Consider the following 13,690-nt stretch of genomic DNA (forward strand, 5'->3'; position numbering starts at 1 on the left):
TCGTTGGCTTCCAGTGTTGAAACCACGGGCTATATTCAAAATACTCAAATTTGGAATTTAATTTTTGGGATTTTCTTTTGTACAGCATTTTAACTACATTTGGTTTCTATTCTAAACCCAAATCACTAAAAAAAGTTTCAAATTGTAAGTTATGAAAATCAACTCCCTTTTAATTGAAATTGACGGAATCGACAAGGAAATCCTTCGTTACTTAATGGATGATGCCCGAAAACCGATTTTGCAAATCGCTAATAAAATTGGCATTTCTGGAGCCGCAATTCACCAGAGATTAAAAAAACTCGAACAATCGGGAGTTATTTCCGGGTCTAAATTTACTGTTAATCCAAAAGTTTTAGGTTATAATACAATGGCTTTTGTTGGAGTTTATTTAGACAAAGCTTCAAGAAATTCAGAAGCTGTAAAAGATTTGAAGAAAATCCCAGAAGTTTTAGAATGTCATTATACTACGGGAAACTGGTCGGTTTTAATTAAAATTATCTGTCGTGACAACGAACATTTGATGCAGCTTCTTAACACAAAAATCCAAGCTATTGAAGGAGTTTCAAGAACCGAAACTTTTATTTCTCTTGATCAGCAGATTGATAGGCAGATTCAACTTTAATTAGAAAATGTGTCAATTTTACAATTAGATAATTCTACTCTAGCTGTCACCTTGAGCGAAGTCGAAGGGCTTAATTACCTATTAGGGCTTCGACTTCGCTCAGCCAGACAAACTTGATAAAACACAAAACCCGACAGGTTTTAAAAACCTGTCGGGTTTGCTATAAATTATCTAATTGACTAATTATCTCAATTCACGAATTAATTCCTTCTGCTTCCAGAATATATCGAGATATAGTATAACAACGTTGCAATCGAACCAATAGCAGCTACTACATAAGTTCTTGCTGCCCATTTTAGAGCATCTTTTGCTCCTGCTTGTTCTTCTTGCGTTAGCATATGTTTGTTTTCTAACCAAGCCAAAGCACGGTTACTTGCATCATATTCGACTGGAAGTGTAATAATCGAGAACAAAGTTGTTGCCGCAAAAATGATGATTCCTACTAACAACAATCCAGGAAAAACTTTAATCATAAGAATTCCTGCAATCAAAATCCATTGTACAAAATTTGAAGCTACACTTACAATCGGGACTAATTTAGAACGCATCGTAAGCCATTCATAACCAATTGCATGCTGAACTGCGTGACCGCATTCGTGCGCTGCAACTGCCGCCGCTGCCGCATTGCGATGGTTATAAACTGCCTCACTTAAATTTACTGTTTTATCTGAAGGATTATAATGATCTGTTAACTGACCTGGCACTGAAATAACACGAACATCTGTAATTCCGTTATCAGAAAGCATTTTTTCAGCTATTTCACGACCGCTCATTCCGTTTCTCAATTGTAATTTCGAATATAACTCAAACTTACTCTTCAGCTGAGAGCTTACCAGCCAGCTGAACAACATTATAGCTCCAGCAATAATTAAATATCCTGATCCCATTTTTTTCTGTTTTTAGATTGATTTTTAAATTTACAAAACAAACATCAAATTATGAACCATTTTAACAAAATGCCATTTTGACATTTTTAAACCATTTTTGACTTAATTCAACATATTATTCTTCAATAAAAAAGCAATCAATTCTGCTACATTCTTCATCTTATATTTTTGAAGAATATTTCGTCGGTGTGTTTGAACGGTTAAAAAACTCAGAAACAAATCATCGGCAATTTCTTGAGTTGATTTTCCTTGCGAAAGCAATAATGCAATATCGCGTTCTCTTCGGCTCAATCCTGGAATTTTTTCTAAATCTTCAGACAATGGCTGACTAATTATTGTTTTTACTTCTTCGCTAAAAACAATTTCGCCATCAATAGCTTTATAAATACATTCTTTAAATTCATCAAAAGAGGCATTTTTAAGAATATAGCCGTTTCCGCCGTTCTGAATAAACTGCATTACCAAACTTCTTTCAGATTGGCTGCTCATACCGATAATTACAATTTTAGGATACTTTTGCTTAATTGTTTTACACAAATCAACTCCATTTATTACGGGCAGAAAAATATCCATTAAAATCAGATCTACTTTATTGTCTTCGATATAATCTAAAAGTGCAATTCCTGATTCGAATTTTTCTACAATTTCTATATTATCTAACTCTGATAACAAACCTGCAATTCCCGAAATCACAATCGGATGATCGTCTACTATTACTGTTTTATATTTCATAATCATGATTTGGATTGTATTTTAATTCAATATAAGTCGAAGTTCCTTTACCCGAAATAGAATCGATTTCTAATTTTCCATTTAAAAAAGCAACACGGTTTTTAATATTTCGAAGTCCCATTCCATCTCTTTTTTCCGCATATTCAACATTAAAACCAATTCCATTATCTTCAACCGTAATAAAAAATACATCTTTATTTTGCGAACAAGAAACTAGAATTTGAGAGGCTTTGGCATATTTTAATGCATTATTCAAAAGCTCCTGAATGATTCTGAAAATCATAATTTTAAAATGCTGTGGCAAAGTTGTTTTTTTAATCAAATACTGAAATTCGATTGTGGTTTCGACAGTTGAATGTGAAGCGCATAAATCTCGAAGAGCATGTTCGAGTCCTAATTTCATCAAACTTTCAGGCATTAAATTCTGAGAAATATTGCGAAGCTCTTTTATCGAATCATTGAGCATTCCGTTTATATTTGGAGCGTTTTCATTGTTTTCTCGATCCGCAAGATTCAAATGAATTTTTAGCCCAGAAAGCATACTTCCCAGTCCGTCATGCAAATCTCTTGCTATTCTTTTTCTCTCGATTTCTTCACCTTCAATCAAAGCGTTGGAAACAGATAATTTCTGCTGATTTTCTAATGCTTCAAGTTCTTGTTTATGATTGACTTCTTTTTGAAAACTTATTTTTTTCTGATAATTATTCCAGCTCCACAAAAACAATACAATCAGAAACAATACAAATGAAAGCACCGCAAAAAGCATCATATTCAAGCGATTATTATTGACCTGCAAAACTGCTTTTTCATTCTCAGATTGCAGCAGGCCAATTTTCTTTTCACTTTCTGCTTTCTTATATTTTGCTTCAAGTTCAATAATTTCACTTTTCAGTTTCGCATCGTTAAGACTGTCGTTTATTACATTGTATTTGTTCGAATAATAATAAGCCTTCGGATATTCTTTTGTCGCATTATAAACTTTAGATAACTCTTTGTAATAATTCTTTTTATCTACTATAAAAGGCGTTTTTTCGATTAGGTATTCTAAATTGCTTTTCGCTTTATCGTAATTTTTCAGTTTAAAAAGCACGACATATTCGGCAAACTTCAATCTGTTTACTGCCACAGCATTCTGATGGCTTTCTGCCGATTTAATCCCTTTTTCAAAACTTACTAACGCTTCGTCGTGTTTATTCTGTTTAGAATAGTAAAGCCCTTCCGAATAAAAATAAGAATCATTTAGATTTGATTCTGGATACTTTTCTAAAATTGCATAAGCTTTGTCTAGAATTTCTTTGGCGTCATAAAAATGTTTTAACTCAACTAAATTCTCTGCGTTTATAATATAAGTCTCCATCTTAGATTCTGCTAAGGTTGGAGATTTTTTAGTGGTGTTTTCAATGTATTTTTGTGCTTGATCCAGATATTCTGCCGCTTTTTCGCGTTCATCATTATTCATAAAAATAATGGCAACAGCTTTGTTTAATGCACTAATTAATTCATAATCGCCACTTTTTTTAGCAATAGGAATAGCTTCATTTACCAGCAATTTCATATAAGCGTTTTCGTTATTCTTACGCTGTTGCATTATACCGTAATTCTGAAGTATCACGGCACGAAGTTTATAAGCTTCTTTATTTCGATATTTTTTAAGTTTAGTATTTGCTTCGAGCAAAGCTTTTTCAAAACCTTCCAAATCTCCTTTTTCTATAAAACTGTACGAATTATAAAAAACAGAAGCATCTCTTAAAAAAGGAAATTTAGTTTTTAGCCGATTTGCTTGTTCCAAATATTCTTTAGACTTTTTTGCATCCTGAACCATTAAAAACAATTTGGATAATCTAAAACTGTTCAAACTTTTAATACTGTCCGATTTTTCAGTTTTTGTGACTTTTACAATACTGTCAATATAAACCGTATCGTCATCTAATGAAAGGATTACTTGTGAATGGGAAATTGCAGAAAAAAATAAAAAAATAAAAAAGGCGTAGAGTTTCTTCATAAATGTGGCATTTACTCAAAGTTATTAAAGCTTAATGACTTTCAAAAAGAAATATGGCGCTTTTACCTGATATCAGGTAATAAAAAATACATTTTATCAGGTATTGCCGTCCCGTAAGTAAGGGTCTAATTTTGTTGTAAATCTTACTATTAATTAAATAATATACTATGAAATCAATTTTGAAAACTTTAGCAATTGTTTTGACTCTTGCTTTTACTGCAGTTTCTTGCAGCAGCGACAATGATGATAATGGAGGAGCGTCTTCAAGAGATATAAAGTATGAAGTTTCTGGAAATTACGCTGGTACTCTTAGCGCTACTTATATTGAATCTGGTAATGGAGGACAAAACGTAGATATTACTTCATTGCCTTGGAGCAAAGAATTTACTGCTTCTGCAGATACTTATGGAGCTGGAATAACAGTAAGTGGATATGGCGGAACTCAAGGCCAAACTTTAACTGTCAAAATTATTGTTGGCGGAAAAGTAGAAAAAGAAACTACTGCAACAGCAACTAATGATGGAATTATCGTAGCCGCTCCAGGCTCTTTTGTCTTCGGACAATAATTTATAAAAATTTAGAATTTAAATTTTTTTGTTTTTGGTAAAAGAAAAGCTTCGTGTTTACGAAGCTTTTCTTTAATTTATGACTCTAATTGATGATTGACTTCTTCAAACTTTTCAATAAGACCATTTATTTTATCCTGCTGTTTTTTAATTTGTTTTGGACGAATGTAAAACCAATTGAACATCATCCAAAGTAAAGTTATTCCATAAGTTAAACTTGCTCCTAAAACGCTCATTCTGCTTGCGTATTCATACATGTATAAACAAATTCCAATTGTTAAAAATACAAAGTAAAAACTCATCATTTTGGTTTGCATAAATTGCTGTTTCTTTTTTATAAAAATCAACTTTTGAAGATATTCTTGATTCGTTGCTGTTGCATCGATATTTTTATAACTGCGTAATAGTTTATTGTACACAAATAAATAAATCACCATAGCAAGAATCGTTAAAACAATTCCGATTTTTGTCGAAATAAATTGCGGCTGATAGTAAATCCAAATAAAAACTATAAACGCACTAGTTAAACAAAGCAGAATATTACTAATCCATAAACTGCGTAAAGCTGCTTTTTTAAATTTCCCAACTCTCGCCAGTAAATCCTGAATATCGGGCTGACTTACGGATTGTTTTTTCCATAAATCTTTAAAATCTATATTATTATCGTTGTTCATTTTCTTTAAATTTTTGAGTCAGTTTTTCTTTTATTCTGTGAATTTTCACTCTAACATTGGCTTCAGAAAGTCCGACGATCTTAGCAATTTCATTTTGTTTGATGTCTTCCAATTCTAATGAAATAATGATACGATCTGTTTCTGGAAGCTCTGCAATACATTTGTATAAAAACTGAATTTGAGGTTCTAATGATGTTTGTTTTTCTTCTGAAAGATGTACCGGAAGTTCTGATTTAGGGAAACGTTTTTGTTTTTCAATTTGTCTCAAACAATTATTAGAAGCAATTCTAAAAATCCAAGTCCCAATTGCAGACTCGTTTCTAAAAGTTTCCAACTTCTGCCAGACAATTATAAAAGTTTCCTGAGCCAAATCCTGAGCGGCGTCGTAATCGTTTACGAAACCCATGCAAAGCCTGAAAATTCGATCCCAATACGTCTTGTAAATTTGTTCAAATTCCATTTTTACTATTTTAAAAAAATACTTAATTGTTCTAAATACCAAGCTGTATCATCATACATAATAAAATGCAAACCATTTGTAGCATATTGAAAATTAGCAGTTTTTAAATTTTTATACTGATCTTCGATAGTCGGTTTTAAATTTATAAAATAAGATTCTAATAAAATTAAAGCTGGACATTTTATCTGTGCGATTCTGTTTCTTAAATCGACATTATAGAAATCGCAAAACATCTGTCCAAAAGTTGCTCTGTCTGATTTCACACTCCAATCTACAACCATTTCCAATTTTGATTTATCTTCTAAAAGTCTTGGCATCGTTTGTTTTTGCATTTCGTAAAACTGAGTTTCATTCATTGCGGTCATTTGAGCAACCATTGGCGAACAATCATTATTTTCTTTTGATTTAAAAGCAGGATCAGTCATCGCCGCCAGACAAGGAAGCGCATCCACAATTACAATTTTCCCAATCAAATCTGGGTAATCTGCAGCGATGGCAAGTGCTAGTCCGCCGCCCATACTGTGACCTATTATGATTGGTTTTTCAATTTTATTTTCTTTGATATAATTGGCAATTCCTGTTTTCCAATTTTCAAATGAAGCATTCGGTTGTGGTTTGCTTCCCGCAAAACCTGCCATTGTAAGTGTATAACAGGTAAATTTATTTTCGAATGTAGCTCTGGTTTCATTCCAAACATCTCCAGAAGATGCAAAACCCGGAATAAATATAATAGATTGATCTCCATTTCCAGTTTTTAAAACTTCAAACGGAAATTGTTTTGTTTGTCCGAAAACATTTAAACATAATGCTGAGAATAAGAATGCGATAATTAAGATGATATACTTTTTCATTTTTAATAGTTTTAAGTTGTTAAAATTCTAATAGCAATAAATTGTTAATTAAATCGGATCCATGCTTTTGATACGGCAACTATTAAAATGTTACAAAAGTTTTTAAAATTTTAATTATTAAATTTCAAATTCCAATATTGGTGCGGGTTTTTAACCGCAAAGGACGCAAAGGTTTACGCAAAGAACGCGAGTTTTTTTGCTCGCAAAGACGCGAAGTCGCGAAGTTTTTTTCCCAATCTTGTCATCCTGAGGAACGAAGGATCACACAAGATACTCCGTAAACTGAATCGCCAATCTTTGTCGAGTTTCGCGTGCGATCCTTCGTTCCTCAGGATGACAAACTCTACGCATTGTCAGTCTGAGCGAAGTCGAAGACCACGCAAGAAGCTCCGCAATCAAAATCGCCAATCTTTGGAGAGTTACTTACGTGGTCTTCGACTTCGCTCAGACTGACAAAACAAGACGAAAAAAAAATCCCAAACCCCAATCGTAAAATTGGAATTTGGAATTTTTATATTGGAATTTATTTGGCTATCCTACCAAATTGATAATTTTCCCAGGAACAATAATCACTTTATTTGGCGTTTTTCCGTCTAAGTGTTTTTGTGTTCTTTCGTCTTTCATAACGATTTCTTCGATTTGTTCTTTGGTTAAATCCAAAGGCAATTCGATTGTGAAACGCATTTTTCCATTGAAAGAAACTGGATATTCTTTATTTGTTTCAATTAAATGTTTTTCATCAAAAATTGGGAATGCCACTTCAGAAATTGAAGTTGTATGTCCTAATTGTGACCATAATTCTTCTGCGATATGCGGTGCGTAAGGCGAAACTAAAATTGCTAATGGCTCTAAAATTGCTCTTGAATGACAGTTTTGAGAAGACAATTCATTTACACAAATCATAAATTGAGAAACCGAAGTATTGAAAGAGAAATTCTCGATATCTTCTGCTACTTTTTTGATTGTTTTATGTAACGATTTTAAGTTGTCTTTTGTTGGTTCGTCGTTGTTTACGATTAAACCATTATCATCAAAATACAATCTCCATAATTTTTTCAAGAAACCAAAAACTCCCGAAATTCCAGCACTATTCCATGGCTTTGCCTGCTCTAATGGCCCTAAGAACATTTCGTATAAACGTAAGGTATCGGCACCGTATTCTGCACAGATATCATCTGGAGTTACAACATTGTATTTCGATTTTGACATTTTTTCGACTTCACGACCTACAACATATTTATTATTCTCATAAATAACATCTGCATCTATAAAATGAGAATACCTATAATCTGAAAAAAATCTGGAAAAATCTAAAACATCGTTTTTCGCATCAACTAAATCTATATCAACATTAATTTTATTATAAGGCAAGTATTCAGAAATTTTGATCGAATTTCTATCTATTGAATCAAGCTTGAAAAGTTCTTTATATCTTTCTAAATCTGATTCAGTTAAATTATTTTTAACAAATTCTTCAATGATTTTATGTAATTTCTCATTTCTAACACTTGGAACAAGTCCCTCATCACTAACTTCAAAAGTTTTGAAGATATCATAACTAATCAAATATGTTTTTTTCCTAATGTGCTCTGGTAATGATGTAAAATGTCCCAAATAATCTAGTGAACTTGGAACAACTCTATAAACAAAAGCACTTGTACCCAAAATCATTCCCTGATTGATCAGTTTTTTGAATGGTTCTTCCGTTGGCGCGAAACCTTTGTCTTTTAAGAATTTGTTCCAGAAACGAGAATACAATAAGTGACCTGTTGCGTGTTCGCTTCCACCAATGTATAAATCTACATTTTCCCAGTAAGCTAAAGCTTCTTTGCTTGCAAATTCATTTTCGTTGTGCGCATCCATATAACGCATCCAATACCATGAACTTCCCGCCCATCCTGGCATTGTATTCAATTCTAAAGGAAAAATCGAAACATTGTCAACTAAATCTGTATTAACAACTTTATTTTGCTTTGTATCCCAAGCCCAAACTGCTGCATTTCCTAATGGAGGCAAACCGTCTTCTGTTGGTAAATATTTCTCAACTTCTGGCAAAATAATTGGCAAATGCTGCGCATCAATCATTTTTGGAAGTCCATTCACGTAATAAACTGGGAATGGTTCTCCCCAATAACGCTGACGAGAGAAAACAGCATCACGCAAACGGTAATTTGTTTTACCTTTTCCTTGTCCGATTTCTTCTAACTTATAAATCGCTTTTGCTGTCGCGTCTTTGTAATTTAATCCGTTTAAGAAATCAGAAGCTGCGATTTCAACATTGTCTTTTGATCCATAAGCAGCTTCAGAAATATCAATATTAGCGAAGATATTTTTGATTTCCTGCATTCCGTTCTGACCTTTAAAGAAATTAGCGAAAGCATAATCTCTTTCGTCTCCGCAAGGAACCGCCATTACAGCACCAGTTCCGTAACCAGCCAAAACATAATCACCAATCCAAACTGGAATAGCTTCTTTGGTAAAAGGATGTTCAGCATAAGCTCCTGTAAATACTCCAGAAATGGTTTTTACATCGGCCATACGCTCACGCTCCGAACGTTTTGCTGTTTTTTCGATATACGCTTCAACAGCTTCTTTTTGTTCTGGAGTCGTAATTTTAGCTACCAAATCATGTTCTGGTGCCAAAGTCATAAAAGTAACTCCAAAAATAGTATCAGGACGTGTGGTGAAAACCTCGATTACTTCATCATAATTTTTCACATTAAAAGTTACCAAAGCACCAACCGATTTCCCGATCCAGTTTCTTTGAGATTCTTTAATTGATTCACTCCAATCGATATCATTTAAACCTTGAAGCAAGCGTTCGGCATAAGCAGAAATTCGCATACTCCATTGTGTCATTTTTTTTCTTATAACAGGAAAGCCTCCACGTTCCGAAACTCCGTTTACAATTTCGTCATTTGCCAAAACAGTTCCTAAGCCTGGACACCAGTTTACTTCTGTTTCTGCCAAATACGTCATTCTGTATTGCAACAAGATTTTTTCTTTTTGATCTTCAGAATATGAATTCCATTCATCAGCAGTAAAAATCGCAACGTTGTCGTCGCAAACTGCTTCAACCAATGCATTTCCGCTTTCTTCAAAAACAGTTACAAGCTCTGAAATATCAAAAGCCTGACCTTGTTTTCTGCAATACCAAGAGTTGAACAATTGGATAAAAATCCATTGTGTATGTTTGTAATAATCAGGATTTGATGTACGCACTTCACGCGCCCAGTCAAATGAGAATCCGATTTTATCTAATTGTTTTCTGTAACCAGCAATTTGTTTTCCCTCTTTGTCTACTCCACCGTCAATATTTACACGCGTTGTATCTTCAGGACGTTGTCCTGTCTGAATCGCGTATTGTTCTGCCGGCAATCCGAAACTGTCGTAACCCATTGGGTGCAAAACATTGAAACCTTGATGTCTTTTGAAACGAGAATACACATCTGAAGCTATATAACCTAGCGGGTGTCCAACGTGCAGTCCTGCTCCAGATGGATAAGGAAACATATCGAGAACATAATGTTTCGGTTTTTCAGAGTTATTTTTTGCTGCAAAAGTTTGATTTTCTGCCCAATATTTTTGCCATTTGGCTTCAATTTCGTTTGGATTGTACTTCATTTCTAAGTGACTAAGATTCTAAGTTACTAAGGTTCTAAGCTTTTCACTAAATTAATTTAGCCGCAAATTTACATTTATTGCGCATTGTACCAAAGCTATTTCATTGACAAACATATAAAATAACAAATTACTTATTTTTAATTAAGTAAAAATACGTATTATTGCAATTGTAAATACGTATTTAAATCTTCTGATATGCCTGAAAACAAGAAATACAATATCGAAGTCCGAGTTTGGATTGAAGAAACTGAAGGCGCTTTCTTGGGAATTGGAAAAATCTGGCTTCTTGAAAATATCAGGAAAACGGGATCGATTACCAATGCTGCGAAAGAAATGAAAATGGCGTATCGTCAGGCTTGGCAATTGGTTGAAGAAATGAATCAGCGCGCAGAAAAACCATTAGTAGAAAAATTGCTTGGCGGAAAAGGCGGTGGCGGCGCTAAATTGACCGAAGCTGGAGAAAAAGCTATTGCTGTTTTTTATGAAATCGAAAAACGTATCAAAGAGTTTGCTCAGAAAGAAACTCAGAATTTGAAGTTTTAAAAATATATTTAAACACATAGCAAATCTATGTTTTAGAAACTGGTTTCTTTTTCATCATCTTTTTTAGAGTGAAAATCTATGTTTCTATGTGTTTAAAAAAATAAACATTTAAACCAAAACCATTTTTTTTAATCATCAGTATTCATTTCAAAACATACTGAATTTAACAGCCAAAAACCATGAACCAAAAACTGTATTTATTATTTGTTTTTATAAGCCTCAAAAGTTTTTCTCAAATCCAAAATTCGAAAACCCGAGATAGCATTAAAAAAGAAGAATTGAACGAAATTGTCATTACAGCATCACGTCGTTCTGAAAAATTAATGCATTCTCCCATAAGCATTGAGCAATTAAAATCGGCGGAAGCCAAAGCAATGGGATCGCCAAGTATTTACGAAGCGCTCGAAAATGTGAAAGGTGTACAGATCATTACACCGAGTTTAGGTTTTAAAGTAATAAATACGAGAGGTTTTGCTAATTCTACCAACGTCAGATTTGCACAATTGGTAGATGGAATCGACAATCAGGCTCCGCATTTGGGCGCGCCAATTGCAAACGCTTTAGGCGCAAATGATTTGGATATTGATAAAATCGAAATTATTCCAGGAACGGCAGCTGCTTTGTACGGAATGAACGCTATTAATGGTTTGGCAAATATTCAGACCAAAAATCCTTTTGAATATCAGGGAATTGCGATTCAGCAATTAACTGGAGTGAATCATGTCGGGAATATTGATCGGTTTTCACCATATTCTCAGTTTAATTTAAGAATCGCAAAAGCTTTCAATGAAAAATTGGCTTTCAAAATAAATGCTTCAACAACGGGCGGAACAGATTGGGTTGCCGATGATAGAACTGATCTTGCTCCAAACGCAAATGCTTCAACTGGTTTGCTTGGCGCAGATAATCCAGCTTATGACGAAGTAAACGGTTACGGAAATGAATCGGCTAACAGAAAAACTTTAAACTTAAATGGCAAAAATTATGTGGTTGCCAGAACGGGTTATCGAGAAACAGATATTTCTGATTATAACATTAAAAACTACAAAGCTGATTTCGGATTGTATTTTCGACCAAAGAAAGATCACGAATTGGCAGTAACTTATAAAACTGCTCTTATCAATACAATTTACCAGCGTTCCAACCGATTTAGATTAGACAATTATACTTTAAATCAATTTGCGGCAGATTATCACACACCCATTTTTCAGGTAAAAGCTTATGCAACAACCGAAAATACTGGCGATTCATACAACATGCGTTCGTTGGCAGAAAATATGGATCGTGCCTATAAATCGGATGATAAATGGTTTGCCGATTATAGTACGGCTTATAAAAATGCTGTTGCAGGCGGAGCAAGCGTTGCCGACGCACACAGAATTGCCAGAACACAATCTGATGCAGGAAGATTTTTGCCGGGAACCGAAGCTTACGAACAAAAGAAAAACGAATTGATCGATATTAATAATTGGGATATTGGCGCAGCTCTGAGAGTAAAATCAACTTTGGTTCATGGTGAAGGGTTGATAAATTGGGACAAAGCTTTTGCTTCTTTTTTCGAAAAAATTGATGCGAAACTTTTGAGCGGTGTCGATTATAGAAATTACATTATTGTTCCCGACGGAAATTATTTTATCAATCCAGTTCATGCTGACGAAAATCTGACGTATCAAAAAACTGGTGCTTTTACACAAGTCACAAAAGATTTTTTCTCTGATAAATTAAGATTGGGCGCAACTGTCAGAATGGACAAGGCTGATTATTTTGACGCGAAATTTACGCCTCAGTTTACAGCCGTCTATTCGCCAAAAGAAAGCCTAAATTTTAGAGCTTCTTACCAAAACGGCTATCGTTTCCCGAGTATTTTTGAAGGATTTTCGAATGTAAACTCAGGCGGTGTAAAACGTGTTGGCGGATTGCGAATTATGTCTGATGGGATTTTCGAAAATTCATATACAAAAGCTTCGATTGATAAATTTCAAGCGCAGGTAAATACCGATGTGAATACAAATGGTCTCACTCAAGCGCAGGCGATCGAAAAAAACAAAAATACGATTCAGAAAAATCCTTATACGTATTTAGAACCCGAATTTGTAAAATCATTTGAAGTTGGTTTTAGAGGAATTGCTTTAAATAGAAATCTTTTTATTGATGCCGATTTTTATTACAACTCATATAAAAATTTCATTGCGCAAGTCGAAGCCAGCATTCCAAATACGACAGATCCAAATTTGATTCCGACTGCTTTATATTCCAAAAACACTCAAAATCGTTACAGACTTTGGACCAATTCTAAAAGTAAAATTTACAATTATGGAGGAAGTTTAGGTTTGAAATACCGTTTTGATAATACTTTCAGCGCTCTTACCAATTTAACTTATACCAAATTGGATAGGACAGATGATAAAGATGGTTTGGAAGACGGTTTCAACACGCCAGAATTTAATGTAAACGGAACTTTGATTGCTCAAAATATTTGGAAAAATCTTGGCGCAAGCGTAACGGCGCGTTATCAAAACAACTTTGATTATGTTTCTTTCTTAGTCAGCGGAACTGTTCCTGCTTATTGGACAATGGATGCGCAGGTAAATTATGCTTTCAAAAAAGGCATTTCGGCTAAACTAGGCGGAACCAATATTTTGAATAAACCTTACACTTCTATTCTCGGCGGACCATCAATTGGCGGATTATATTATTTGTCGCTTGTTTGGGAAACCAGTAAAATTTAA

General features: G+C 34.0%; 11 protein-coding genes. 4 read left to right on the forward strand and 7 right to left on the reverse strand.

The window, feature by feature from the left end:
* The first annotated feature begins 151 nt into the window (after window positions 1-151).
* Window positions 152-622 (forward strand): Lrp/AsnC family transcriptional regulator, encoded by a 471-nt coding sequence (locus DM444_RS12290; protein ID WP_035681816.1) that lies wholly within the window; start codon window positions 152-154, stop codon window positions 620-622.
* 200 nt (window positions 623-822) lie between these two features.
* Here the strand turns inward: DM444_RS12290 and DM444_RS12295 are convergent, their stop codons facing one another.
* The 3 genes from DM444_RS12295 to DM444_RS12305 form a co-directional block, all read right to left on the reverse strand.
* Window positions 823-1,509 carry a zinc metallopeptidase gene (locus DM444_RS12295; RefSeq protein WP_111287043.1) on the reverse strand — a complete coding sequence of 229 codons (687 nt, stop codon included), beginning with the start codon at window positions 1,507-1,509 and terminating at the stop codon, window positions 823-825.
* Window positions 1,510-1,611: 102 nt separating this feature from the next.
* A complete protein-coding gene (locus DM444_RS12300) occupies window positions 1,612-2,241 on the reverse strand; it encodes a response regulator (RefSeq protein WP_239455672.1) in 630 nt (209 codons plus the stop codon).
* Window positions 2,231-4,243 (reverse strand): tetratricopeptide repeat-containing sensor histidine kinase, encoded by a 2,013-nt coding sequence (locus DM444_RS12305; RefSeq protein ID WP_111287047.1) that lies wholly within the window; start codon window positions 4,241-4,243, stop codon window positions 2,231-2,233. Before DM444_RS12305 ends, DM444_RS12300 begins: the two co-directional genes overlap by 11 nt.
* A gap of 167 nt (window positions 4,244-4,410) precedes the next feature.
* Here DM444_RS12305 and DM444_RS12310 point away from each other — a divergent pair, with 167 nt between their 5' ends.
* Complete coding sequence (locus DM444_RS12310; protein ID WP_111287049.1) at window positions 4,411-4,809, forward strand: MmpS family transport accessory protein; 399 nt, start codon at window positions 4,411-4,413, stop codon at window positions 4,807-4,809.
* Between the two features lie 77 nt (window positions 4,810-4,886).
* Here DM444_RS12310 and DM444_RS12315 read toward each other — a convergent pair whose 3' ends face one another.
* The 4 genes from DM444_RS12315 to DM444_RS12330 form a co-directional block, all read right to left on the reverse strand.
* A complete protein-coding gene (locus DM444_RS12315; protein ID WP_111287051.1) occupies window positions 4,887-5,483 on the reverse strand; it encodes a hypothetical protein in 597 nt (198 codons plus the stop codon).
* A complete protein-coding gene (locus tag DM444_RS12320; RefSeq protein ID WP_111287437.1) occupies window positions 5,470-5,943 on the reverse strand; it encodes an RNA polymerase sigma factor in 474 nt (157 codons plus the stop codon). Before DM444_RS12320 ends, DM444_RS12315 begins: the two co-directional genes overlap by 14 nt.
* A gap of 5 nt (window positions 5,944-5,948) precedes the next feature.
* Window positions 5,949-6,794, reverse strand: coding sequence for an alpha/beta fold hydrolase (locus DM444_RS12325; protein WP_111287053.1), 846 nt, complete (start codon window positions 6,792-6,794; stop codon window positions 5,949-5,951).
* A gap of 531 nt (window positions 6,795-7,325) precedes the next feature.
* A complete protein-coding gene (locus DM444_RS12330) occupies window positions 7,326-10,418 on the reverse strand; it encodes a leucine--tRNA ligase (RefSeq protein WP_111287055.1) in 3,093 nt (1,030 codons plus the stop codon).
* Between the two features lie 195 nt (window positions 10,419-10,613).
* Here DM444_RS12330 and DM444_RS12335 point away from each other — a divergent pair, with 195 nt between their 5' ends.
* Together DM444_RS12335 and DM444_RS12340 are read left to right on the forward strand one after the other, a co-directional pair.
* Window positions 10,614-10,961: a winged helix-turn-helix domain-containing protein gene (locus DM444_RS12335; protein ID WP_111287057.1), complete on the forward strand. Its 348-nt coding sequence runs from the start codon at window positions 10,614-10,616 to the stop codon at window positions 10,959-10,961.
* Window positions 10,962-11,140: 179 nt separating this feature from the next.
* A complete protein-coding gene (locus DM444_RS12340) occupies window positions 11,141-13,690 on the forward strand; it encodes a TonB-dependent receptor (protein WP_111287059.1) in 2,550 nt (849 codons plus the stop codon).

The organism is Flavobacterium ginsenosidimutans, from assembly GCF_003254625.1.
Classification (GTDB): Bacteria; Bacteroidota; Bacteroidia; order Flavobacteriales; family Flavobacteriaceae; genus Flavobacterium; species Flavobacterium ginsenosidimutans.

Bases quoted from the DNA above. Each gene is read 5' to 3' on its own strand.
- DM444_RS12290 (WP_035681816.1), top strand. From the start codon at position 152: ATGAAAATCAACTCCCTTTTAATTGAAATTGACGGAATCGACAAGGAA.
- DM444_RS12295 (WP_111287043.1), bottom strand. From the start codon at position 1,509: ATGGGATCAGGATATTTAATTATTGCTGGAGCTATAATGTTGTTCAGC.
- DM444_RS12300 (WP_239455672.1), bottom strand. From the start codon at position 2,241: ATGAAATATAAAACAGTAATAGTAGACGATCATCCGATTGTGATTTCG.
- DM444_RS12305 (WP_111287047.1), bottom strand. From the start codon at position 4,243: ATGAAGAAACTCTACGCCTTTTTTATTTTTTTATTTTTTTCTGCAATT.
- DM444_RS12310 (WP_111287049.1), top strand. From the start codon at position 4,411: ATGAAATCAATTTTGAAAACTTTAGCAATTGTTTTGACTCTTGCTTTT.
- DM444_RS12315 (WP_111287051.1), bottom strand. From the start codon at position 5,483: ATGAACAACGATAATAATATAGATTTTAAAGATTTATGGAAAAAACAA.
- DM444_RS12320 (WP_111287437.1), bottom strand. From the start codon at position 5,943: ATGGAATTTGAACAAATTTACAAGACGTATTGGGATCGAATTTTCAGG.
- DM444_RS12325 (WP_111287053.1), bottom strand. From the start codon at position 6,794: ATGAAAAAGTATATCATCTTAATTATCGCATTCTTATTCTCAGCATTA.
- DM444_RS12330 (WP_111287055.1), bottom strand. From the start codon at position 10,418: ATGAAGTACAATCCAAACGAAATTGAAGCCAAATGGCAAAAATATTGG.
- DM444_RS12335 (WP_111287057.1), top strand. From the start codon at position 10,614: ATGCCTGAAAACAAGAAATACAATATCGAAGTCCGAGTTTGGATTGAA.
- DM444_RS12340 (WP_111287059.1), top strand. From the start codon at position 11,141: ATGAACCAAAAACTGTATTTATTATTTGTTTTTATAAGCCTCAAAAGT.